Raw genomic sequence first — 23,544 nt, 5'->3', positions numbered from 1 at the left:
CTCAGGCCAGGTCATCGGGGGAGGAGAGGGTGCCGCGCACGGCCGTGGCGGCCGCCACGAGCGGCGAGACGAGGTGGGTGCGCCCGCCCTTGCCCTGCCTGCCCTCGAAGTTCCGGTTGGACGTGGAGGCGCTGCGCTCACCGGGTTTGAGCTGGTCCGGGTTCATGCCGAGGCACATGGAACAGCCCGCCTGGCGCCACTCGGCACCCGCCTCCAGGAAGACCTCGTGCAGCCCTTCGGATTCCGCCTGGGCCCGGACGCGCATGGAGCCGGGCACCACGAGCATGCGCACGCCGTCGGCCACCCGGTGCCCGCGCAGCACGGCCGCGGCGGCCCTGAGGTCCTCGATGCGCCCGTTCGTGCACGACCCGAGGAACACCGTGTCCACGCTGATGTCCCGCAGCGGCGTGCCCGGTTCGAGGCCCATGTAGGTCAGCGCCTTCTCGGCCGCGACCCGCTCGTTGTCGTCGCCGATCGCCTCGGGGTCCGGCACGGAGGCGCTCAACGGCAGCCCCTGTCCGGGGTTCGTGCCCCACGTGACGAAGGGGGTCAGGCTGCTCGCGTCGATGTGGACCTCGCGGTCGAAGACCGCGTCCTCGTCCGTGCGCAGGGTCTTCCAGTACTCGACCGCGGCATCCCATTCGGCACCAACGGAAGCGTGCGGACGCCCCTTGAGGTACTCGAACGTCACCTCGTCCGGTGCGATCATCCCGGCCCGCGCACCAGCCTCGATGGACATGTTGCACACCGTCATCCGGGCTTCCACCGACAGCGCCTCGATGGCCGCGCCCCGGTATTCGAGCACGTAGCCCTGCCCGCCACCGGTGCCGATCTCCGCGATGACCGCGAGGATCACGTCCTTCGCCGTCACCCCCTCGCGCAGCTCGCCGTCGACCGTGATGGCCATGGTCTTGAACGGCCGCAGCGGCAACGTCTGCGTCGCCATCACGTGCTCGACCTCGGACGTGCCGATGCCGAAGGCGAGCGCGCCGAACGCGCCGTGCGTGGAGGTGTGGCTGTCGCCGCACACCACCGTCATGCCGGGCTGCGTGAGCCCGAGCTGCGGCCCGACGACGTGCACGATGCCCTGCTCCACGTCGCCCATGGGGTGCAGCCGCACCCCGAACTCGGCGCAGTTCGCGCGCAGCGTGTCCACCTGCGTGCGCGACACGAGGTCCGCGATCGGCTGGTCGATGTCGACCGTCGGGACGTTGTGGTCCTCGGTCGCGATCGTCAGGTCGACCCGCCGCAGCCCGCGCCCGGCGAGCCGCAGCCCGTCGAACGCCTGCGGACTGGTCACTTCGTGCAGCAGGTGGAGGTCGATGTAGAGGAGGTCCGGCTCAGCACCGTCTCCGTGGCGCACGACGTGCGCCTCCCACACCTTCTCCGCGAGTGTGCGGCCCATCGCTTCATCCCCATCGGTCCGTGGGTGGGAGCTCCATCCGGAGCGGGGGCTCCCGATAACTTCTGGACTTCCCAGATACCGGGAAGTTAGTATCGCGCTGTGGGACAGCATAGCGGGATCGGCGTGCTGGACAAGGCTGTGGCCGTGTTGAACGCCGTCGCGAAGGATCCGTGTGGACTGGCAGAACTCTGCAACCGAACAGGCTTGCCCAGGGCGACGGCACACCGCCTGGCAGTGGGCCTGGAGGTCCACCGCCTCCTCCGACGGGGCTCAGACGGCCGCTGGCGTCCAGGCGCGGCACTGGCGGAACTGGCGGGCGGCGCGACCGACCCCCTGCTCGACGCGGCGGCCTCGGTGCTGCCCCGCCTGCGCGACATCACCGGTGAGAGCGTCCAGCTCTACCGCCGGGACGGCATGCAACGGATCTGCGTCTCGGCGGCCGAACCGCCCAGCGGCCTGCGGGACACCGTCCCCATAGGCGCCAGGCTCCCCATGACCGCAGGCTCGGGCGCGAAGGTCCTGGCGGCGTGGTCCGATCCGGGCACCCAACGCTCGGTCCTGGCGGACGCCGTCTACGGCGAACGCACCCTCCTGGAGGTCCGCCGCCGCGGCTGGGCCCAAAGCGTCGCAGAACGCGAACCAGGCGTGGCCAGCGTCAGCGCCCCGGTAAGGGACAGCGCGGGCCAAGTAGTGGCGGCGATCTCGGTATCGGGCCCGATAGACCGCATGGGCAGACGCCCCGGCGCGAGGTGGGCAGCAGATCTACTGGCAGCGGCGGAAGCGTTGCAATCCCGCCTCTGACCAAGAACTCGAGGAAGCACCAAGAGGGACTCCCAAGAATCCCGCTCCCACCACCAGCCACGTTTACCAAAGGCCGTGAGCACCACCTCACGGCCTTTGGCGCCAGCAGCACCCGAGTAGGCACCACGATCCCGGCGCACACTTCTCACCTGCACATACCGGGGGCGCAGGAGGGCGAAGCCCGCCCTGCCCGGGGTCTGGGGCGAGAGCCCAGAACAAAAGCGAAAGATCCCCATACGCGCTATCCGCGTATGGGGATCTTTCAATCTGTAGCCCCGATGGGATTCGAACCCACGCTACCGCCTTGAGAGGGCGGCGTCCTAGGCCGCTAGACGACGGGGCCCTAGGTAATTCAATTGTCTTGCACTTACCGGTCTTGCTCGGTGCGGGAGTAGCGTATCAGACTCTGATTTCTACTCTGCAGCTGGGGTACCAGGACTCGAACCTAGACTGACTGAACCAGAATCAGCCGTGCTGCCAATTACACCATACCCCAATGTTTTCCCGATCCGCTCTCCCGCTCTTCGCGCTGAGGGCCGCTCGTTCCAACGAGATGAATACTAGACCACGGTGGCCGCAGAAGTGAAATCGGCCCCCACCCCAACCCATCGGGCGAGGTGAGGGCCGGTGTGGAGCCGTTCAGGCGTGCGCGGTGGAGAGTTCGCAGACGAGCAGTTCGGGCAACTCGGCGAGCGTGCTGATGGTGCTGATGCCCGCGGGCATCGCGCCCTCGCGGGGCCCCTGGCGGTTGAGCCACACACCGCGCATCCCGGCGTCGCGCGCCCCGATGGCGTCGGCGTGCAGCCGGTCGCCCACGTGCACGGTCTCGGTGAGCGGGACACCGAGGTCGGAGCAGGCGGTGTCGAAGATCATGCGGTCCGGCTTCGCGGCGCCGACCTCGCCCGCGATCAGCACGGTGTCGAAGTACTCGGCGAGCCCCAGCGCGGCGATCTTGACCCGCTGGTGGTGACCGGAGGCGTTGCTCACGGCGGCGATGGGCAGGCCGGTGGCGCGGAGCCACTCCAAGCAGGGGACGACGTCCGGGAACAGGCTCCAGCCGTCGGCGAGGACCTCCTGGCGGCGCATCTCGCGACGCGTGGCCTCCGCCTGGTCGAGGTCCTCGCCGAGGGCGGCGAAGAAGGCACGGGTGCGGATGTTCCGCATCGTCTCGTACCGCAGTTCTCCCGCCAGCAGCCTGGCGCAGTGGTCGTCGGTGATCCGCTGCCACAACGTCCACGCGTCGGCGTTACCCACCATCGAGGCCAACGCGGCTCGAGACGAGGTGCTGTAGTCGACGAGCGTGTCGTCGACGTCGAGCGAGATTGCGCGGATTTCGCCGGTTCTCTTGAGCGTGAAAGTCGGGGACGCAGTTGTCACCCCGTGAGGCTAGGTGCGATCACCCCTCGGCCGATTCGGCTAAGGAGGTGATATCTGGTGACTCTTGCACGGTCAAGCACCGCTGGAGCCACCGAACGCACCAGTCAGGCTGCCCCGAGCGCACGAAGCAATCGGCCGATCGAGCGATCCTCGCCCAGCAGTTCCATGGATTCGTAGAGCGGCGGCGACACCGTCCGGCCGGTGACGGCGACCCGCACGGGGGCGAACGCCTTCTTCGGCTTGAGGCCCAGTCCGTCCACAAGGGACGTCTTGAGCGCGTCCTGGATCGACTCGGTGGTCCACTCGTCGAGGGCCCGGAGGGCGTCGATCGCCGCACGCAGCACGGGTTCGGCATCAGGACCCAGGGCCTTGGCGGCGGACGCGGGCTCCGGCGCGAAGTCCTCCTCGGCCACGAACAGGAATCGGACCATCTCCGAACATTCGGACAGCAGACCGAGTCGTTCTTGGACGAGCGGCGCGATGGCGGCCAGCGTGGCGACCTGCTCGGTGCTCGGCTCGACGGGCAGCACGCCGTCCGCCGCGAGGTAGGGCAGCACGGCGCTGGTGAACTGCTCGACGGGCAGCGCGCGCAGGTGCGTCCCGTTGATCGCCTCGGCCTTCTTGAGGTCGAAGCGGGCGGGGTTCGAGCTGACCTTGGCGATGTCGAAGGCCGCGTACATCTCCTCGACGCTGAAGATGTCGTTGTCCTCGGCGATGGACCAGCCGAGCAGCGCGAGGTAGTTCAGCAGGCCCTCGGGCAGGAAGCCCAGATCGCGGTAGTGGAACAGGTTCGACTGGGGGTCCCGCTTGGACAGCTTCTTGTTGCCGTCGCCCGTCACGGTGGGCAGGTGGCCGAACTCGGGGGTGAACCCGGTCACGCCGATGCGCTGGAGCGCCTGGTACAGCCCGATCTGGCGGGGCGTGGACGGCAGGAGGTCCTCGCCGCGCAGGACGTGGGTGATCCCCATCAGCGCGTCGTCGACCGGGTTCACGAACGGGTAGAGCGGAACCCCGTTGGCCCGCACCATGACCGGGTCCGGCGTGCTGCCCGCCTTGAAGGTGATCTCGCCGCGGACGAGGTCGGTCCACGTGATGTCGCTGTCGGGCATCCGCAGGCGCAGCACGGGTTCGCGGCCCTCGGCGCGGAACGCGGCCTTCCGCTCCTCGGTGAGGTCGCGGTCGAAGTTGTCGTAGCCGAGCTTCGGGTCCTGGCCCGCGGCCTTGCGCCGGGCCTCGACCTCGTCGTTGGTGGAGAACGACTCGTAGAGCTCGTCGGCGGCGAACAGGCGCTTGGCCACGTCCTCGTGGATCGAGCGCCGCAGGCTCTGCCGGTACGGCTCGTGGGGGCCGCCGACCTCGGGGCCCTCGTCCCAGTCGAGGCCCAGCCAGCGCAGGGCTTCCAGGAGTGATTCGTACGACTCCTCGGAGTCGCGCGCGGCGTCGGTGTCCTCGACGCGGAAGACGACCTTGCCGCCGCTGTGCCGGGCGAAAGCCCAGTTGAACAGGGCGGTGCGGATCAGCCCGACGTGCGGCGTACCCGTCGGCGACGGGCAGAAGCGGACGCGGACCTCTGGGGTTACGGATGCGTTGCTCATGGCCCGATCAGCGTATCCGCCCGTTTCCCCCTTGACCGCACGAGTACCGCGGGAGCACCCTGAGCTTATTCAACTACCGTTGAAATGAGGGGTCATGGAACGGAGCACGTGCGTCGTCGTCGGGGGCGGACCGGCCGGGATGGTGCTGGGGCTGCTGCTCGCCAGGGCGGGCGTGGAGGTCACCGTGCTGGAGAAGCACGCCGACTTCCTGCGGGACTTCCGGGGCGACACGGTCCACGCGTCCACGCTCACGCTGCTGGACGAACTGGGGCTCGGCCCGGCGTTCGCCGAGGTCCCCCACCAGCTCCTGGAGCGGATCCGGGTGCTGCTGGACAGCGGGCCCGCGACCGTGGCGGACCTGAGGAGGCTGCCCGGTCCGCACAAGCACATCGCGTTCGTGCCGCAGTGGGACTTCCTCGACCTGCTGGCCGACGCGGGCAGGCTGGAGCCGACCTTCTCGCTGCGGATGGGCACCGCGTTCACCGGGCTGCGCAGGCAGGGCTCGAAGGTCACCGGCGTCCGCTACCGCACCGCGGACGGCGTCGAGGGCGAGATCGCCGCGGACCTGGTCGTGGCCGCCGACGGCCGCGGGTCGCTGGTGCGCGCGGAAGCGGGCCTGCCCGTGCACTCGTTCGGCACGCCGATGGACGTGTGGTGGTTCCGCGTGCCGCGCCGGGAGGACGACCCCGCGGGCGGTCTGGGGCGGTTCGGCAGGGGCAGCGGGCTGGTCATGCTCGACCGGGGCGACTACTTCCAGATCGCGTTCCTGATCCGCAAGGGCTCGGACCGGATGCTGCGCGACGCGGGCGTCCAGTCGTTCCGCGACCGCGTGGTCGCGCTGGTGCCGATGCTCGCCGACCGGGTGGACGCGGTCACCTCGCTCGACGACGTGAAGCTGCTCGACGTGAAGCTCGACCGGTTGCGCCGCTGGCACGCCGACGGGGTGCTGTGCATCGGTGACGCGGCGCACGCCATGTCGCCGATCGGCGGCGTCGGCATCAACCTGGCGGTGCAGGACGCGGTCGCCGCCGCCACGCTCCTCGCGGCGCCGCTGCGGCGCGGGCGGGTCACACCCGCGGAACTCGCGAAGGTGCGGCGCAGGCGCCTGCTGCCGACCGCCGTCACCCAGACCGTGCAGCGGGTGGTCCAGAACGCCTTCCTGCGGCGCGCGCTCGACGGGGAGGTCGACGTCGGCGGCGCGGGCACGCCCCTGCCGCTGCGCGTGCTCCAGCGGTTCCCCGCGCTCCAGGCCGTTCCGGCGTACGCGGTCGCCATCGGGCTGCGGCCCGAGCACGCGCCCGCGTTCGCCCGCCGGGAGCCCGCGAGGATCGAGCGGACCTAGGCGCCCGGCTCCACCGCGCCCGACTCGTCGAGCACCATCGCCACGGCGTGGGCCCGGTCCCTGGCGCAGAGCTCGCGGAGGATCGCCCGGACGTGCGATTCCACCGTGTCCGCGCTGAGGAACAGGGGAAGTTACCCGCGAGTACGGCAACGCGGTACCCGCGCCCGCGAGGTTGGGCCGACCAGCTCAGGCCGAACGCGGCCCCGCTGGTCGGCGCAAACCTTTGCGGGTGGGCTTTCGCCAGTTGAGCGACCTGGCGCGGTGACCGTCCTAGCGGTTGGCCACGGCGTTGGTCAGCGTGCCGAGGCCCTCGACGGTCACGGACACCGACTGGCCCGCCTTCATCGGCCCGACGCCCGCGGGGGTGCCGGTCAGGATGACGTCCAGCGGGCGGAGCGTCATGACCGCGCTGATGTACTCGATCAGCTCGCCGATGTCGAAGATCAGCTGCGAGGTCCGGCCCTCCTGCACGACCTCGCCGTCCAGCTCGGTGCGGATGGCGACGTCGCTGGGGTCGAACTCGGTCTCCACCCACGGGCCGAGCGGGCAGAACGTGTCGAAGCCCTTGGCGCGGGTGAACTGCACGTCGGCCTTCTGGAGGTCGCGCGCGGTCACGTCGTTCGCGATCGTGTAGCCGAGGATCGACTGCCGGGCGCGCGCGGCGGGGATGTCGCGACCGCCCATGCCGATCACGACGGCCAGCTCGCCCTCGAAGTCGACGCGCTCGGAGACGGCGGGCAGCTTGATCTCGGCGTTCGGGCCGATGACCGCGGTGTTCGGCTTGAAGAAGAGCAGCGGGTTCTCGGGGACCTCGTTGCCCAGTTCGGCGGCGTGCGCGGCGTAGTTGCGGCCGACGCCGATGATCTTGGGCGGGAGGAACGGGGCGAGCAGCCGGACGTCCGCCAGCGGCCAGCGCCGACCCGTGAGGGTCGGCGTGCCGCCGAAGGGTTCGTCCTTGATCTCGACGGCCGTCAGGTCGTCGCCCTCGCCCTCGATCTTGGCGAAGGCGAGTCCATCGGGCTGGGCGATTCGGGCGATGCGCACGACACCCAGCCTAAACCAGGGCGCGCACCCGCATCGCCTTGTGCACGAGAGCGTCGCAGAGGGCCAGCCAGCTCGCCTCCACGATGTTGCCGTGCACGCCGACCGTCGTCCACGTGCGCTCGCCGTCGGTCGACTCCACGAGCACGCGGGTGACCGCGTCCGTGCCGGGGTCCTCGGCGAGGATGCGCACCTTGTAGTCGGACAGCTCCACACTGTCCAACCAGGACAGGTGCGGCAGCAGCGCCTTGCGCAGCGCGGCGTCCAGCGCGTGCACCGGCCCGTTGCCCTCGGCCGTCTCGATGACCCGCTCGCCCGCCACGTGCACCTTCACCGTGGCCTCGGACACGATCTCGCCGTCCGGGCGCCGGTCCAGCACGACCCGGTAGGACTCCAGCAGGAACGGCGCCTCGTCCAGTTCGGACAGCTCGCCGCGGAGCAGCAGTTCGAGGGAGGCGTCCGCGGCCTCGAACGACCAGCCCCGCGCCTCCAGCTCCTTCACCCTGCGCACGGCGTTCGTGACCGCTTCGGGCCGACGGGCCAGGTCCATTCCGAACTCACGTCCCTTGAGCTCGAGACTCGCCCGGCCCGCCATCTCGGTGACCAGTACCCGCATGCCGTTGCCGACGGTGTCCGGATCGATGTGGTTGTACAGCTCCGGATCGACCTTGATCGCGCTCGCGTGCAGTCCCGCCTTGTGGGCGAAGGCCGACGCCCCCACGTACGCCTGGTGGGTGTGGGGGGCGATGTTCGCGATCTCGGCGAGGGCATGGGAGACGCGGGTGAGCTCGGCCAGCGATTCGGTGGGTAGCACCGGAAGGCCGAGCTTGGTCACGAGGTTCCCGACGACGGCGAACAGGTCGGCGTTGCCCGCCCGTTCGCCGTACCCGTTCGCGGTGCACTGGACGTGGGTCGCCCCCGCCTGCACCGCCGCCACGGTGTTCGCCACCGCGCAGGACGTGTCGTCCTGGCAGTGGATCCCGACGCGGAATCCCGTGCGGGAGATCACCTGCTCGACCGTCTCGGCGAGCCCCAGCGGGAGCTGGCCGCCGTTCGTGTCGCACAGGACGACGACGTCCGCCCCACCGTCCACCGCGGACTGCAAGACCCGCAGCGCGCAGTCGGGGTCGTAGGCGTAGCCGTCGAAGAAGTGCTCGGCGTCGACGAAGACCCGCCTGCCGTGCTCCACCAGGTGGCGCACGGTGTCGCGGACCATCGCGCAGTTCTCCTCGACGTCCGTGCGCAGGGCCAGTTCCACGTGCCTGCGGTCCGACTTCGCCACGAGCGTGACGACCTCGGTCCGCGCGTCCAGCAGGGCCTTGACCTGCGGGTCCTCGTGGGCCTTCACGCCTGCCCTGCGGGTGGCGCCGAACGCGACGAGCTTGGCGTGCCGCAGTTCCAGCTCCCCGGCCGCCGCCCGCGCGAAGAACTCCGTGTCCTTCGGCATCGCACCCGGCCAGCCGCCCTCCACGAACCCCACGCCGAGGCCGTCCAGCAGGCGTGCGACGGCCAGCTTGTCCGTCACGGAGTACGTGATGCCCTCGCGCTGCGCACCGTCCCGCAGCGTGGTGTCGAAGACGTGGAAGGTGTCGCCGAGCGGGAGGCTGCTCACGGGTTTCTCCTGGCCAGTGGTGGTGGGTGGCGGTGTCCGGAAAACAAAAAGACCCCCCGCGGGATGCGAGAGGTCAGCGCGCCGGGTGCTGGGGAAGCACCTACCCGGCGCGCTCATCAATAATGATCACGGTGTTCTGAGCCACCCGGCGATGGTGCCACAGGTTCGGCGTCGGTACCAAGCGTCGGACGAGAGTTCCCACATCCTGGGTGGGTGTTCGGGTGGGTGAACAGGACGCCCGTGTCACCGCCGGGACGGCGAGTCCAGCAGCACGCACTCGCCGCAGTAGCCGCCGCCCGCCCGCCACCACTGGCAGCAGGTGCGCCGCCGCGCCCGCCACCCCTCCGCCGTGCCGGTGAGGGTCAGCAGCTCCGCGCGCCCGGTCGCGGCGCGCATCGCCGTCGCGGTCGCCAGCAGGTCGCCCGGCACGCCACCGGCCGCCATCCGCGCGGCCACCGCGCCGATGAGGCCCACGGGATTGCCCCACAGCTCCTTCTCCCGCGCCCCGAGCGCGACGAGCGAGCGGGCCAGCGGGGCGAAGAAGGCGTCGACGTCGGCCCACCACCCGCGGACGTCCACCGGTCGCCGCTCCCGCACCGCCAGGCCCGCCAGCCTGCCGTCGGGCCCCAGCACCGCGTCCGCCGACGCCAGCACCGGGACCGGGAGTCCCCAGTGGACCTCCGGGACCGTCGCGCAGCACGCGAGCCAGCCCGCGCGGAACGCGACGAGCACGACGGCGGCGCGGTGGTGGCGGAAACCGCCGCGCCGCTGCCACTCCTCCACGCACGTCGTGAGGTGGGGGCCGCCCGCCGAGCAGAAGTCGCGCCACGGCACCGCCTCGCCGACGGCCGCGCGCGGCAGGAGCTCGTCGCACCTGGCGAGCCAGTCGGTCATCCGGCGAGGAACTTCGCGAAGGCCTCGATGGCGGCGGGGTTGCGGGGACTCTCGACCAGGGCCGCGTAGGGCAGGACGAAGAACCGCCTGTCCCGGATAGCGGGCACGCCCGCCAGCGGCGCGTAGCCCTCCAGGAACGCCCGCTTCTGCTCGGGGGTGTTGTTGTCGCCGTCGGCGTAGTCGTTGATGAGGATGACGTCGGGGTTGCTCTGCACGACGGGCTCCCAGCCGACGGTGGTCCAGCTGTCGTCGAGGTCGCCGAAGACGTTGTCGCCACCGGCCCTGGTGATGATGTCCTGCGGGGCCGCGTTGCGGCCGGACGTGAACGGCTGGTCGAGCCCGCTGTCGTAGAGGAAGACCTTCGGCCTCGGCTTGCCCGCCATGAGCTTCTCGGCCGCCGCGACCTGCTCCTGGTAGCCGGCGATGAGCCGCTCGGCCCGGTCGGACACGCGGAAGACCGCGCCGAGGTTGCGCAGGTCCTCGTAGAGCGCGTCGAGCGGCGGCATGATGCCGCGCTGCTTGCCGACGCCGTTGCGGCACGCCTCCGTGAGCTGGTAGGTCGGGATGCCCAGCTCCGCCAGCGCGTCCGGCGTGAACCCGGTGCTCTCGGAGAACCCGTAGTTCCAGCCCGCGAAGACGAGGTCGGCGCCCGCGGCCTGCACGACCTCCTTGTTGATCTTCTCGCCGAGCTTGGCCACCCGGTCCCAGTCGGACTTGAACGGCGACGTGGCGAGGTCGGCGGTCTGACCGCTGCCGACCACGTACCCGGCCATCCGGTCGGCCAGGCCGAGCGCGAACATCAGCTCGGTGATGCCGGTGTCGTTGGTGACGACCTTGGCGGGCACGCGGTCGAACGTGACGTCCTGCCCGCAGTTCTCCACGGTCACCGGGTCGGTGGCGGAGGTGTCCCGCGCGACGGTCGCACCGCACGCGGTGGTGCCCAGGACCAGGAAGAGGGCGAGCAGTCGTCTCACGGGGAAACCTCCGGGTGTTCGAAGAGGAGCTGCGGCACGCCGCTGACGGGGTGGGGCACGAGGTGCGCCCGCACGCCGAAGACGGCCTCGACCAGGTCGGGCGTGAGCACGTCGACGGGTTTGCCGCCCGCGACCACCCGACCGCCGTCGAGCACGTGGATGCGGTCGCAGTAGGCGGCCGCGAGGTTGAGGTCGTGCAGGACCATCAGGACGGTCAGCCCGGTGCCCCGCACCAGCGCGAGGACGTCGAGCTGGTGCCTGATGTCGAGGTGGTTCGTCGGTTCGTCCAGCACGAGGACGTCGGGCTCCTGCACGAGCGCCCGCGCGACCAGCACGCGCTGGCGCTCCCCGCCCGAGAGCGTGAGGAAGCTGCGCTCGGCGAGGTGCCCGGCGTCCACCCGCCGCAGCGAGTCGGCGACGAGGTCGCGGTCGCGCCCGGTGTCCCGGTCGAACGCGCCCTTGTGCGGCAACCGTCCCATCGCGACGACCTCGGTCACGGTGAAGTCGAACTCCACGTGGCTGTCCTGGGTCAGCGCCGCGAGGCTGCGCGCGCTCTCCCGCGGCGGCAGGGACAGCAGGTCGCGCCCGTCCAGCAGCACCGCGCCGCCGCTGGGCCTCAGCGCCCGGTAGACGCACCGCAGTGTCGTCGACTTGCCGCTCCCGTTGGGGCCCACGACGCCGACGACCTCACCGGTCCCGGCGGACAGGGAGACGTCGCGCACGATGCCGTCGACCGAGACCCGGTCGAGTTCCAGGTCCATCAGCCGCCCCCGAACACGTAGCCGCGGCGGCGCATGAGGAACACGAAGCACGGCACGCCCAGCGCCGCCGTGATCACCCCCAGCGGCAGCTCCTCCGGTGCCGCGACCAGGCGCGCGGCGACGTCCACCCAGATCAGGAAGCTCGCGCCCGCCAGCGGTGCCACGACCAGCACCCGGCGGTGGTCGGAGCCGACGACCATGCGGACGAGGTGCGGCAGCATCAGCCCGACGAACCCGACGGCGCCGCTCACGGCGACCAGCACACCGGTCATCCCGGCCGTCACGACGAACAGCCGCCGCCTCATCCGCACCACGTCGATCCCCAGCGTCGTGGCGGTCTCGTCACCCATGGACAGCCCGTTGAGCCGCCGGGCGCTCGCGAGCAGGAACGCGGTCCCGGCCGCCACCACCGCGGCGGCCACCGGCAGCGCCCCCCACGTCACGCCGCCGAGGCTGCCCAGCAGCCAGAACATGGCGGCGCGGGCCGCTTCCCCGTGCGGCGCCTGGAACACCAGCAGCAGCGTCAGCGCCTGGAAGCCGTAGGCCATGGCGGTCCCGGTCAGCACCAGCCGCAACGGCGTGAGGCCCGCCCGCGTGCGAGCGGCCAGGTACACCAGGGCGGTGGCGCCGAGCGCCGAGAGGAACGCGGCGGCGGACAAGGCGTAGATCCCCAGCGAGGCGAACAGGCCGAGCGTGGCCACGGCGACCGCGCCCACCGACGCGCCGGAGGAGATGCCCAGGACGTACGGGTCGGCCAGCGCGTTGCGCACCATCGCCTGGACGGCGACGCCGACGACGCTCAGCCCGGCGCCGACGACCGCGGCGAGCAGCACGCGCGGGAGGCGGATGTCCCAGACGATCCGGTACTGGGCGGCGTCGACGGCCTCGACCCGCCCGCCGGTGAACGCGGCCTGGAGGAAGCCGACGACCCGGCCGAACGGGATGCTCACCGGCCCCAGGGCCACGCCGGCCACGACGGACGCGGCCAGCACGACCACCAGGAGCACCACCAGTGGACTGGTTCGGGCCACGCGCACCGCGGTCACGGTCACCTCTCTAACGGGTGGCCTGAGCGCGAGCGACCGCAGTGGTCCCCGTCCCGCGAACCACGGCAGGAGCTGGAGCAGCACGCCGCCGATGGGTGATCGGGCTCGTCCGACCCCGGGGGGCCGGACCTACCGTTGCGGGTCAGCGCCGGATTTCGACCGGACTTCCCCCACGGGCAGCGCTGTGATGCTGTTCGCTCGGGCGATCGGGTGTCAACCCGCCGTGTGCCAGGTCACCCCGGAGGGGGGTGACCCGGCGACCCGTCAGGCGAAGGCCCGCAGCACCGACAGCTGGCCCGCGGGCCAGCCGGTGTTGGCGGTGAACACCAGCCTCAGGTACCGGACCCCACGACCCGGCAGGGTGATCGCGGTGCCCGGCGCGAACGAGTACCCGGCCGCGCCGACCAGCGGCGTGAACGACGCGCCGTCCTGGCTGCCCTCCACCGCGAGGGTCTGCGTCCTCGGGCCCCAGGACGACGGCAGCGCCAGTTCCAGCCGCCGCGGCGCGACCTGCGTTCCCAGGTCGACCTGGACCCACTGCGGGAAGGCGTTGTTGGTGCTCTCCCAGTAGGTGTCGGGGTTGCCGTCGACGGTGTTGGCGCTGCCGTAGCCCTGGGTCTGGCCGCTCTGCGCGGTCGGCTTGCCGCGCGCCAGGTCCACGACGGGCGGCGGTCCCCCGATCACCGGCGGCGTCGGCCGCACGGGCGTCAGCGGGATCTCCCCCTTGAGCATCCGGCCGCCGTCCCCGGTGAGGCGGAGGTAGTAGTCGGCGGAGCAGGCGGTGCCGTCCTCGTCCAGCGCGAGGAAACCCGATCCCACCGGGACGGACGCCTGCGTCTCCGCCGTCTTGGCGATCTGGTTGCCCTCGTTGTACTCGTCGAACATGGAGATGTAGATGCCCTGGGCCCCGAGGCGGACCATGTTGTAGAACTGCCGCCACATGAAGTCGCCGTGCGCGCGGTGCCGGGCCGGGAGGTCCCCCGGCAGGACGCAGGGCTGGTAGTCGATGCCGCGGGCGTCGCACTCGGCCTGGTCGGGCCGGTTGACGTCGGTGTGGAAGCGGTCGGTGTCGGCGACGTTCCCGATCCGGCCGACCATCCACGGCGAGAGCATGTCGAAGGAGCGGTACACCCCGGCGAAACCGGTCCGGGAGTCCTCGGTCCCGGTGCGCCAGTGGGTCGGGACGCCACCGATGACGTAGCAGCCCCGCGCCTTGAACCAGTCGACGACGTCCTGGCAGGGGCCGGGGGCGAACGGTCGGCCGTCGTCGTTGAAGCCGAAGCCCCAGATGCAGACGACGGGTTTGCCGTTCTGCCGGGCGTAGGCGGGCGACGCCGTGTGCGCGGACATCTTGGTGGTCCAGTCGGTCTTGATCTCCGACTGCATGGCGAGCCAGTTGGTGACGTCGTACATGAGGTAGAACTTGCGGCCGTTGGCCTCCGCGGCCGAGCGGACCTTCGCGGCCATGGCGTCGCGGGTCGGGCCCTCGCCGCCGAACGGGTTGAACCGCTGGAGCGCCGCGGTGTCGCAGCCGTTCTCGCGCATCCAGCGGAAGTGGGTGTCCACGGTCTGCTGGTCGTAGCTGGAGAACAGCGTCGCGGGCCTGCCGTCGCCCAGGTTGCCGTACGCCGTCGGGTAGCCGCGGGCGTAGTCCCCCATGTCCGGCCAGGCGGTGATGGCGGTGTTGGACGGGGACGGCGGCCGGCCCCAGTTGTCGCTCCAGTGCCACCAGGCGTTGATGGGCGAGCCGTCGCCGGGGGCGGCGAACCAGCCCTGGTAGCCGACGGTGATCTTGCCGACGACGTCGCCGGGCGGGCTGGCGGCCCGCGCCGCCGCGGGGACCACCCCCGCCAGGGCCGACGCCGCCAGCGCGGATCCGAGGAAAGTCCTGCGTGACACAACCACCGCGATCTCCTTCGTTGGAGGTGCTCGCGGACCAGTGTTGCGCAAGAAGTGAGCAGAATCACGCAAAGAGGCGACAGTCGTGGAGTTTCCGGTCCTGGACGCGGAAGCGCCCGCCGGACCGGTGGTCGGGCGGGCGCTTCCGTGCCGTGCGGGGAATCAGGTCCGGACGTTCGAGGAGACCAGCGCCGCGAGGCGGTCGCCGATCGCGTAGGTGGCCCCCGGCGACTGGTGGTCCCTGGTGGCGAGGTCGAAGGCCACGGAGGCCTCGATCCGCCGCGCCGACTCGTGCTCGCCGAGGTGGTCGAGCATCAGCGCGACCGACAGCACGGCGGCCGTCGGGTCCGCGATGCCCTGGCCCGCGATGTCCGGCGCGCTGCCGTGCACCGGCTCGAACATGCTCGGGTTGCGCCGGGTCACGTCGAGGTTGCCGCTGGCCGCGAGGCCGATGCCGCCGGTCACCGCCGCCGCGAGGTCCGTGAGGATGTCGCCGAACAGGTTGTCGGTGACGATCACGTCGTAGCGGCCGGGGTCGGTGACGAGGTGGATCGTGGCCGCGTCGACGTGCTGGTAGGAGACGGTGACCTCCGGGTGCTGGAGGGACACCTCCTCCACCACGCGCGACCACAGCGAGCCCGCGTGGGTCAGGACGTTCGTCTTGTGCACCAGCGTGACGTGCCTGCGCGGCCTGTTGGACGCGCGGGCGAACGCGTCGCGGACGACCCGCTCGACGCCGAACGAGGTGTTGATGCTGACCTCGGTGGCGATCTCGTGCGGGGTGTCCTTGCGCAGGAGGCCGCCGTTGCCCGCGTACAGGCCCTCGGTGCCCTCCCGCACGACGACCAGGTCGATCTCCGGCGCGTCGGCCAACGGGCTGCGCACGCCGGGGTACAGCCGCGCGGGCCGCAGGTTCACGTGGTGGTCGAGTTCGAAGCGGAGCCGCAGCAGCAGCCCCCGCTCCAGGATTCCGCTGGGCACCGACGGATCGCCGACAGCACCGAGCAAGATCCCGTCGTGCTGGCGCAACTCTCCGAGCACGGACTCGGGCAACAACTCCCCTGTGGCGTGCCAGCGCGCCGCACCGAGGTCGTAACGCGTGATCTCGGCCGCCGGAACGACCTCCCCGAGCACCTTCAGCGCTTCGGCGATGACCTCGGGCCCGATCCCGTCTCCTGGGATCACTGCGAGCCGCATCCACACACCTCCCAGGTATCAGTCCCAATTGTCGGGACTTACTTTCCTTTGCGAAAGGCTACCGGTTATCCGGAGTTCAAACGGTTCTCGGACACACTTTCGTGGCCACTTCTCCCGTACTGCGGGACACCTACACGGTCCATACCACTCTTTCGGGTGTCACCCGCAGTGTGTAACGACACCGGCCGGCCGGGGAAGTCCCCGGCCGGCCGGCACTCGGATGGAGCAGTACTGACTAGTAACCGCCGCCCGAACCGCCCCGCACCTTCACCACGGAGACCTTGTCACCGGTGGCGTTGTGGTGGTTGAGGACGAGCAGGCTGTCGGCCTTGTCCTTGGCCAGCGAGGCGGCGTCGCGGTTGACCACGAGCGCCGTGCCCGGCTTCGCCAGGTACGACAGCGCGGCGTCACCGCCACCCTGCGCGGACAGGCCCGGCTTGAGCGGGTCGAACGAGAACGAGCCGGGGATCGAGTCGATCAGGCCGTTCGTGGTGCCCGGAGCGACGTACAGACCCGCGACGCCCACCTGGTAGGTCACCCGCGAGGTGTCCTCGGTCGGGTCGAGGCCCAGCGCCGTGAGCAGCACCGGCAGGACGACGACGTTGGTGTCGAAGATGTTCGTGTCGACGTCGCCGAACTGGCCGTTGAGGCCCTGGATGTCGACGGTCGCACCGGTCGCGAGGTTCACGGTGGTGGCGACCACCAGGTCCGTGTCGGTCAGCTTGGTGGCGAACGTCTCGAAGTCCGGCACCCCGTCACCCGTGGTGTCGATGTCGACGAACGGGATGGTGTTGCTGCCGATGTTGTACCAGTTGCCCCAGGTCGCGACGCCGAACGCGAGCAGCGACTCCTCGGGGACGCCCTGCGCCTTGGCCAGCGGCGCGGTGGACGCGGCGCCGACGTAGCGGAGGTCGCCGCCCTTGGCGGTGTCGTTGATCGTGCAGTTCTCGGTGACCTTCTTGCCGCACTCCTTGAGCTTGGGCGAGGTGCCCTGGAGCTCCAGGACGCTGATCAGCGAGCGGTACGCCTGCGAACCGGAACCCTGGTTGACGCCCTTGCCCTTGAGGTTCAGGACGGCCTGCTTGTCCTTGCCCTTGAACTGGAGGGAGTCCGCCGTGGTGATCTTCGAGACCGGCTTCGGGGCCGAGTAGACCGGCACCCGCAGCGGAACCGTGGTGCCCGCCTTCGGCGTGAGGACGACGCGACCGGACGCGTCGGCCAGGAACTGGCGCGGCACGTCGAGCTGGAGCGGCTCCACCGTGGAGTCGATCGTCTTGCGCAGCGCGGCCGGGTTGTCGATCTTCAGGGTCACCTTGACCCTGGCGACGCCGCGGGGGCTGATCTTCAGCGAGCCCGAGGAGAGCTGGTAGCTCACGCCGGGGATGGAGGTGATGGCCTCGTAGCCCGCGCTGTACTCGACCCACTTGGTGCTCTTGTTGACCACCTTGATGGTCTTGGACAGCGACACCGGACCGCCGACCTCGACGGTGCCGAAGGAGACGCTCACGTTGCCGGGATCGTCCTGCACCATCGCGAGGACCTGGTTGTCCAGCGCGGCCTTGCCGTCGATCCGGCCGGAACCCACTCGGTTGGGCGCGAAGGTCTTGCCGTTCTCCTTCACGTCGGCGCTCGCGCTGTTCATGATGGCGGCCTTGACCTCTTCGGTCGTCCAGTCCGGGTGCGCCTCGCGGACCAGGGCGGAGATGCCCGAGGTGTGCGGGGCGGCCATCGAGGTGCCGGAGATGACCAGGGTGCCGTTGCCGGAGCCGACCAGCGCCGAGGCGATGGTGTCACCGGGGGCGGCGATGTCCGGCTTCACGACCGGGCCGCGCACACCGCGTGAGGTGAACGAGCTCGGGGTGTCGCTGATGGACTGGTCGTAGGTCGGGGTCGACGTGCGCAGGGCGCCAGCGAGGCGGACCTGGAGCGTGCCCGCGTCCAGCGCGGGGCGGACGGCCGCGGTGGCCGTGCCGGTGAACTGGAAGACCGGGATGGTCGCGTTGCCCGCGATGCCCGCGTTGAAGTTCTCCAGCGAGGACGAGAACAGCGCGCCGACCGCACCGGCGGCCTGGGCGTTGTTCGTGCGCGCGCCGGAACCGCAGCGGCGGGTCGCGTCGACGTCGTCCCACTCCAGCCAGGCGAACTTGCCCGCGACGAGCGCCTTGTCGGCGGCCGAGAACGGCTGGCAGCCGTCGAGGTTCGTCGGGTCGGTCAGCTTCACGACCGGCTTGGTCAGGTCGAGCGTGGCGTAGCCGGTGTAGTTCTGGCTGTACTGGCCGGGCTTCACACCCGTCGCGCCAGCGGGGGCCGTGACCTCGGCGCCGTCGCGCAGCACGAACGCGTCGCGGGTGCTGGCGACGGTCAGGGCCTCGGGCGAGGAACCCGGCGAGCCGCCGATGTCGTAGAGGTCGCCGCCGTTGCCCGCGGAGAACACGGTCAGCACGTTCTTCTTGTTCAGCTTCTTCACGAAGAGGCTGTCGGGGTCGTCCGGTGCGCCGTAGTCCTGGCCCAGCGACAGGTTGACCACGTCGAGGTGGTCGGAGAAGTCGCCGTCACCGTCGGGGTCGAGCGCCCAGTCGAGCGCCACGGAGGTCACGTTGGTCGAGCCCTCGCAGCCGAACACCTTCAGCGCGTACAGCAGCGCCTTGGGGGCCGTGCCGGGGCCGATCTTCATGGCGTTGAGCGCCTCGGGCGTCAGCTTCGTGTAGTCGCCGGTGAACGTGGTGCCGTCGGCGTTGACGCCGAAGCCCGCCGTCGTGCCCGCGACGTGCGAGCCGTGGCTGTTGCAGTCGATCGGGTTCGGGTCCGGCTTCGGCGTGTTGACCGCCGGGTCGTCGCTCTCGCCGTCGTAGCCGTTGCCGACGAAGTCCATGCCGCCGACGACCTTGGCCGTCGGGAAGTACGACGGATCGACCTTGGTCTCGTCGATCGCCTCGAAGGCCTCGGGCGTGCCGGGGCCGCCGAAGTCGGCGTGGGTGTAGTCGATGCCGGTGTCGATGATGCCGACCCGGACGTTCTCACCCAGCCTGCCGTACTGCTGCCACGCCTTGATGGTGTTGGTGAGCTGCACCGCGCTGGAGTTGGTGCGGGTCTTCGGCACCACGGCGCGCACGGACTTCACGTCCGAGCGGTTCGCCAGCTCGCGGACCTTCTGCGCGTCGGCGGTGACGATGACACCGGGGACGCCGTTCGAGGTCCGGGAGACCTCCTTGGTGGAGGAGTCCGTGCTCTTGAGCTGACCCACGACCTGGTCGGTGACCTTGGCCGTGTCGGTCTTGGAGTCCTTGGCGGCCTGCTTGGCCTGCTCCTTGCTCCCGCCCTGGTTCTTCTTCTCGTCGTACGCGTCGACGGCGGGCTTCGCCTCCAGCTCGACGAACGCGGTGACCTTGCCGGTCGTGGTCTTCAGCCGTGGCGAGACCTTGAGCTGCAGGGAAGCGGCGGGAAGACCGCTGGCGGCGGCGACGGCCTCCGCCTTCGGGTCGTCTGCGGCGACCGCGGTGCCCGCGGTGGTGCCGACTACCAGCATCGCGGCGAGCACAGGGCCCGCGGATCTGGCGAGAATGCGAGATCGACTCACAACATGCCCCAACCGAGGCCGGATACGACCGCGCGGGCAGAAGGGAGAGACCAGGTAGGAACTGCCCGCGGGGGTGCCGTGCCCTCTACGGCACCTCGGTCAACCTCGTTGGAGCGAATTTAATCGGTGAACATCACCCGGATATTACTCCGAACGAGTGACGGCACCCACAGAATTGCTTACCAGATGTCAACTGTCACTCGGGCGGGTGTCCGCGCGATATACCCAATCCAGGCAAAGCTCCAGGGGGCGTTCCGGGGCCGGAACGCCCCCTGGGCGATCACTGCTCGAAGCTGACGGAGCTGACCTTGTGCGCGCCGACCGAGGCGCCGATCGGGTCCAGCACCTGGTTGTCCACCGGGCGGTCCACGCGCAGCAGCATGAACGCGTCCGAGCCGTCGGTGGTCTGGCTGATCTGGGCGGCCTCGACGTTCACGCCCGCCTCGCCGAGGAGCGTGCCGACGGTGCCCATGACGCCCGGCCGGTCCGGGTACTCCAGCAGCAGGACGTTGCCCTCGGCCCGCAGGTCGAAGCTGCGGCCGTTGATGCCGACGATCTTCTCGACCTGGTCGAGACCGGTCAGGGTGCCCGACACGCTGAGCACGCTCGCGTCGGCCTGCACGGCGCGCACCGTGACGAGGCTGCGGTGGTTCGCGCTCTCCGGCTCCTTCACCAGGTCGACCGCGACACCCAGCGACGACGCCAGGTTCGGCGCGTTGACGAAGGTGACCTGCTCCTCCACGACGCGCGAGAACACGCCGCGCAGCGCGGCCAGCGGCAGCACGGCGACGTCCTCGTTGGACAGCTCGCCGCGCACCTCGACGGTGACCGAGGTCGGGGCCTTGGTCGACAGCGCGGCCAGCACGGTGCCGAGCTTCTGCACCAGCGGCAGGTACGGGCGGACCTCCTCGCCCACCACGCCACCGCCCTGCACGTTGACCGCGTCCGGCACGAAGTCACCGGCGAGCGCGAGCAGCACCGAGCGCGCGACGTCCGTGCCCGCGCGGTCCTGCGCCTCGGTCGTGGAGGCGCCGAGGTGCGGCGTCACGACGATGCCGGGCACGCCGAACAGCGGGCTCTCGGTGGTCGGCTCGGTGGAGAACACGTCGATGCCCGCACCGCCGACCTGGCCCTCGCGGACCGCGTCGGCCAGCGCCTGCTCGTCGACGAGGCCGCCGCGCGCGGCGTTGACGATGATCACGCCGCGCTTCGCCTTGGCGAGCTGGTCGGCGCCGATCAGACCCTTGGTCTCGGGGGTCTTCGGGAGGTGGATGGAGATCGCGTCCGAGCGCTCCAGCAGCTCTTCGAGGGTGACCAGCTCGATGCCGAGCTGCGCCGCGCGGGCCGCCGACACGTACGGGTCGTAGGCGATGAGCGTGACGCCGAACGCGGCGATGCGGGCCGCGAAGAGCTGCCCGATCTTGCCGAGGCCGACGACGCCGACGGTCTTGCCGTTGAGCTCGATGCCGTTGAAGGAGCTGCGCTTCCAGGTGCCTTCCTGGAGGGTCGCGTGCGCGGCGGGCACCTGCCGCGCGACCGAGAGCAGCAGCGCGACGGCGTGCTCGGCGGCCGACACGATGTTCGACGTGGGCGCGTTCACCACCATGACACCGCGCTCGGTCGCCGCGGGCACCTCGACGTTGTCGAGCCCGACGCCGGCGCGCGCCACGACCTTCAGCCGCGTCGACGCGGCGAGCACCTCGGCGTTCACCTTGGTGGCGGAACGGACGAGCAGCGCGTCGGCGTCGGCGACGGCTTCGAGCAGCGCGGGACGGTCGGTGCCGTCCACGTGGCGCACCTCGATCCCGTCACCGAAAACGTCGAGCACCGAGGGGGCCAGCTTCTCGGCGATCAGGACAACAGGTCGGCTCGTGCTCACGGACGTTGCTCCCAGGGCATCGGGGATCAGATGGGGAGCGCGGGCCGCGGCCGGAATGGCGCCGTCGGCAGCCGCGCCGACCGGCCACGGCAATGTGTCCGGACTGTTAACGAGTCTAGTCAGCGAGGTCTCGTCCACCGACGTCGGGTGTCCCACCTCACCAGCGGATTCAACCGTACGGCCGTCCCGCTGACCTGCGGTCTCATGGTGTGGGAGGGGCGAACGCGGTTCCCCGGAAGTTAGGGGTGACCACCTTCGGGTTGAGTTCCGGACACCTTCGGGCCAGGGCTTGTTCAGCCGCCGCGGATGTGCCCGCAACAGGCCTCACGCCCAAGGCACCCACCCGCCGACGCGACGAGCCCGACCCGAAGCAACCACAGCCACCCCGCCGCAGCCACCTCACCGCCCACACCCGCCAGCCACCACACCGACCCACACCCCTGGCCCACCAACCCACAGCCGCCCAACAGCCCACCAACCCACAGCCGCCAGCCGGCCACCGGACCACAACCACTCGCCAGCTAGCCGCCACCCCGCCACCCCGCCACCCCGCCACCCCGCCAACAAAGCAACCAAACCCGACCGGGCCCCCGGCCCCGACCAAACCCCGACACCATCTCGATCACACTTCTCGTGAACCGTTCCTCCCCCGCACCCACCCCGATGCCTTGCGCACGTCGTGCCTGATTTAGTTTGTCAAGGCATCTTTCCCGCCTTGACAAACGAAATCAGGCATCGAGACAATCGCGCAATCGGGGTGGGACAGGACCCGGCCCACATCAAGCACAGCGAGAACCAACCAAAAGCGGCACGCAACCACACAGCCGCAACCTCCGACCAGGGCCGGCACATCACCGAAGGAATGACTCCCCGATCAAACCCCGATCGCGCGATCATCCCCATGCCAAAAATCGAGGTCCGACCGGGGAAAGGGTTTCCCAAGAAGCGCGATCGAGACGGCTCGGGAGATCAGTGGGGCCGGGGGGCCGGTGACGTGCCGCCGTTGCAGCCCGGAGCCGTTACGTCGCCAGCAGCAGCACGCTGGTCACCAGCATCACCGCCGCCGTGACTCCGTGGATGCCGTAGGCGGCGGATTTCGGACCCTTGCCGCGCAGCACGATCAGGGCGTCGCCCACGGGGATGCCCGCCGCGGCGAGGATGAACCAGCCGAGCAGTTCTGGCGTCCCTCCCGCCATCAGGATGAAGGTGAAGAGCCCCGAGGCGATGTCCCGGACCGCCTTGACCGACAGCCAGGACTGGAAGTTCCGGTCTTCCACCGGGGTGTTGGGGATGCCGAAACCCACCGCGGCCCTCGGTGACCACAGGGCACGTGCGCCGATGACGATGATGCCCGCGCCGATCAGTCCGGCCAGCACGTAGGCGATGTTCGTGAGCATGGATCTCTTCCCCTCCCAGCCGCAGGGCCCGTGCTGGGTTCTGTCGGCGCTAGTGTTGCTAGCAACGATAGAACAAGCGGCGACACGATGTCTAGCGTTGCTAGGATGTGGGCATGTCCGCCATCCAGTCGCGGCGCGAGCGTGAACGCGCCCACCGTCATCAGCTGATCGTCACGGCCGCGCGCGAACTCGCGGAGAGCGAGGGGTGGGAGGCGGTGACCACGCGGCGGCTGGCCGAGCGCGTGGAGTACAGCCAGCCGGTGCTGTACAGCCACTTCGACGGCAAGGAGGCCATCGTCAGCGCTGTCGCGCTCGACGGCTTCGGTGAGCTCGGCGCCCACCTGCGGCGCGCGCGGCAGACCGCGTCCGGGCTCGGGGAGGCGTTGCGTGCCGTGTGCCGCGCCTACCTGGAGTTCGCGACCGAGCGGCCCGCCCTGTACCAGGCCATGTTCGTCCTGCCGACCGACCTGGCGTTCGCGAGCGCCGAGACGCCCGCGCCGCTACGGGCCGGGTTCGACGAGTTCGTCGCCTGCTTCTCCCCGGAGGACGACCGGCGTGAGCTGTTCGCCGAGGTCGTCTGGAGTGCGCTGCACGGCATGGCCGTGCTGTCCGACAGCGGGCGCATCCCGGCCGAGCGCCAGGAGGAGCGGCTCGAACTCCTCATCGCGCGGATCGGGGGCGGTGGGGCGACCGCGCCGTGACGGGGTGGCGGGAACCGCGTCCGCCGCTGGTCCTCCGCCGCGACCT

17 protein-coding genes and 2 tRNA genes are annotated in these 23,544 nt (G+C 70.5%); 3 read left to right on the top strand and 16 right to left on the bottom strand.

The window, feature by feature from the left end:
• Window position 1 precedes the first annotated feature (1 nt).
• Window positions 2-1,405 carry a 3-isopropylmalate dehydratase large subunit gene (gene leuC, locus AC156L_RS08800; RefSeq protein ID WP_330877243.1) on the bottom strand — a complete coding sequence of 468 codons (1,404 nt, stop codon included), beginning with the start codon at window positions 1,403-1,405 and terminating at the stop codon, window positions 2-4.
• Window positions 1,406-1,504: 99 nt separating this feature from the next.
• Between leuC and AC156L_RS08795 the strand changes: the two genes are divergently transcribed.
• Window positions 1,505-2,206: an IclR family transcriptional regulator gene (locus tag AC156L_RS08795; RefSeq protein ID WP_330877244.1), complete on the top strand. Its 702-nt coding sequence runs from the start codon at window positions 1,505-1,507 to the stop codon at window positions 2,204-2,206.
• A 270-nt stretch (window positions 2,207-2,476) separates the two neighbouring features.
• Here the strand turns inward: AC156L_RS08795 and AC156L_RS08790 are convergent.
• The 4 genes from AC156L_RS08790 to gltX form a co-directional block, all read right to left on the bottom strand.
• Window positions 2,477-2,549: transfer RNA gene (locus AC156L_RS08790), tRNA-Glu, on the bottom strand.
• Window positions 2,550-2,630: 81 nt separating this feature from the next.
• Window positions 2,631-2,702: transfer RNA gene (locus AC156L_RS08785), tRNA-Gln, on the bottom strand.
• A gap of 143 nt (window positions 2,703-2,845) precedes the next feature.
• Window positions 2,846-3,529 (bottom strand): HAD family hydrolase, encoded by a 684-nt coding sequence (locus AC156L_RS08780; RefSeq protein WP_330877257.1) that lies wholly within the window; start codon window positions 3,527-3,529, stop codon window positions 2,846-2,848.
• Between the two features lie 158 nt (window positions 3,530-3,687).
• Entirely contained in the window at window positions 3,688-5,178 is a 1,491-nt protein-coding gene (gene gltX, locus AC156L_RS08775; RefSeq protein WP_330877245.1) for a glutamate--tRNA ligase, read from the bottom strand.
• Between the two features lie 94 nt (window positions 5,179-5,272).
• On the opposite strand from gltX, the gene AC156L_RS08770 reads away from it, so the two are divergent.
• Window positions 5,273-6,520, top strand: coding sequence for an FAD-dependent oxidoreductase (locus AC156L_RS08770; protein ID WP_330877246.1), 1,248 nt, complete (start codon window positions 5,273-5,275; stop codon window positions 6,518-6,520).
• A gap of 270 nt (window positions 6,521-6,790) precedes the next feature.
• On the opposite strand, the gene AC156L_RS08765 is transcribed toward AC156L_RS08770, so the two are convergent.
• The 11 genes from AC156L_RS08765 to AC156L_RS08715 form a co-directional block, all read right to left on the bottom strand.
• The gene (locus AC156L_RS08765; protein WP_330877247.1) at window positions 6,791-7,564 is read right to left on the bottom strand and encodes a fumarylacetoacetate hydrolase family protein; all 774 of its coding nucleotides are present in this window, start codon (window positions 7,562-7,564) and stop codon (window positions 6,791-6,793) included.
• A 10-nt stretch (window positions 7,565-7,574) separates the two neighbouring features.
• Window positions 7,575-9,173: a citramalate synthase gene (gene cimA / locus AC156L_RS08760; protein ID WP_330877248.1), complete on the bottom strand. Its 1,599-nt coding sequence runs from the start codon at window positions 9,171-9,173 to the stop codon at window positions 7,575-7,577.
• 243 nt (window positions 9,174-9,416) lie between these two features.
• Window positions 9,417-10,067, bottom strand: coding sequence for a hypothetical protein (locus tag AC156L_RS08755; protein WP_330877249.1), 651 nt, complete (start codon window positions 10,065-10,067; stop codon window positions 9,417-9,419).
• A complete protein-coding gene (locus AC156L_RS08750) occupies window positions 10,064-11,041 on the bottom strand; it encodes an ABC transporter substrate-binding protein (protein ID WP_330877250.1) in 978 nt (325 codons plus the stop codon). The genes AC156L_RS08755 and AC156L_RS08750 overlap by 4 nt, the downstream gene beginning before the upstream one ends.
• Entirely contained in the window at window positions 11,038-11,802 is a 765-nt protein-coding gene (locus AC156L_RS08745) for an ABC transporter ATP-binding protein (RefSeq protein ID WP_330877251.1), read from the bottom strand. Before AC156L_RS08745 ends, AC156L_RS08750 begins: the two co-directional genes overlap by 4 nt.
• Window positions 11,802-12,854 (bottom strand): FecCD family ABC transporter permease, encoded by a 1,053-nt coding sequence (locus tag AC156L_RS08740; protein ID WP_484406738.1) that lies wholly within the window; start codon window positions 12,852-12,854, stop codon window positions 11,802-11,804. Before AC156L_RS08740 ends, AC156L_RS08745 begins: the two co-directional genes overlap by 1 nt.
• A gap of 258 nt (window positions 12,855-13,112) precedes the next feature.
• A complete protein-coding gene (locus AC156L_RS08735) occupies window positions 13,113-14,747 on the bottom strand; it encodes a glycoside hydrolase family 99 protein (RefSeq protein WP_330877253.1) in 1,635 nt (544 codons plus the stop codon).
• A 162-nt stretch (window positions 14,748-14,909) separates the two neighbouring features.
• Window positions 14,910-15,944, bottom strand: coding sequence for a 3-isopropylmalate dehydrogenase (locus tag AC156L_RS08730; RefSeq protein WP_330877254.1), 1,035 nt, complete (start codon window positions 15,942-15,944; stop codon window positions 14,910-14,912).
• Between the two features lie 235 nt (window positions 15,945-16,179).
• The gene (locus tag AC156L_RS08725; RefSeq protein WP_330877255.1) at window positions 16,180-19,470 is read right to left on the bottom strand and encodes a S8 family peptidase; all 3,291 of its coding nucleotides are present in this window, start codon (window positions 19,468-19,470) and stop codon (window positions 16,180-16,182) included.
• A gap of 331 nt (window positions 19,471-19,801) precedes the next feature.
• Entirely contained in the window at window positions 19,802-21,400 is a 1,599-nt protein-coding gene (gene serA / locus AC156L_RS08720) for a phosphoglycerate dehydrogenase (RefSeq protein WP_330877256.1), read from the bottom strand.
• Between the two features lie 1,019 nt (window positions 21,401-22,419).
• A complete protein-coding gene (locus AC156L_RS08715; RefSeq protein WP_330881519.1) occupies window positions 22,420-22,797 on the bottom strand; it encodes a DUF4267 domain-containing protein in 378 nt (125 codons plus the stop codon).
• A gap of 113 nt (window positions 22,798-22,910) precedes the next feature.
• Between AC156L_RS08715 and AC156L_RS08710 the strand changes: the two genes are divergently transcribed.
• Window positions 22,911-23,498: a TetR/AcrR family transcriptional regulator gene (locus tag AC156L_RS08710; RefSeq protein WP_330881520.1), complete on the top strand. Its 588-nt coding sequence runs from the start codon at window positions 22,911-22,913 to the stop codon at window positions 23,496-23,498.
• Window positions 23,499-23,544: the final 46 nt, after the last annotated feature.

The organism is Umezawaea sp., from assembly GCF_057122925.1.
Note: the sequence above shows the minus strand (reverse complement) of the source record. Positions and strands in the feature narration are given on the sequence as shown.

Coding starts and splice junctions, on each gene's coding strand:
- AC156L_RS08730 (WP_330877254.1), bottom strand. CDS start 15,944: ATGCGGCTCGCAGTGATCCCAGGAGACGGGATCGGGCCCGAGGTCATC.
- AC156L_RS08725 (WP_330877255.1), bottom strand. CDS start 19,470: ATGCTGGTAGTCGGCACCACCGCGGGCACCGCGGTCGCCGCAGACGAC.
- leuC (WP_330877243.1), bottom strand. CDS start 1,405: ATGGGCCGCACACTCGCGGAGAAGGTGTGGGAGGCGCACGTCGTGCGC.
- gltX (WP_330877245.1), bottom strand. CDS start 5,178: ATGAGCAACGCATCCGTAACCCCAGAGGTCCGCGTCCGCTTCTGCCCG.
- AC156L_RS08755 (WP_330877249.1), bottom strand. CDS start 10,067: ATGACCGACTGGCTCGCCAGGTGCGACGAGCTCCTGCCGCGCGCGGCC.
- AC156L_RS08715 (WP_330881519.1), bottom strand. CDS start 22,797: ATGCTCACGAACATCGCCTACGTGCTGGCCGGACTGATCGGCGCGGGC.
- AC156L_RS08770 (WP_330877246.1), top strand. CDS start 5,273: ATGGAACGGAGCACGTGCGTCGTCGTCGGGGGCGGACCGGCCGGGATG.
- AC156L_RS08745 (WP_330877251.1), bottom strand. CDS start 11,802: ATGGACCTGGAACTCGACCGGGTCTCGGTCGACGGCATCGTGCGCGAC.
- AC156L_RS08710 (WP_330881520.1), top strand. CDS start 22,911: ATGTCCGCCATCCAGTCGCGGCGCGAGCGTGAACGCGCCCACCGTCAT.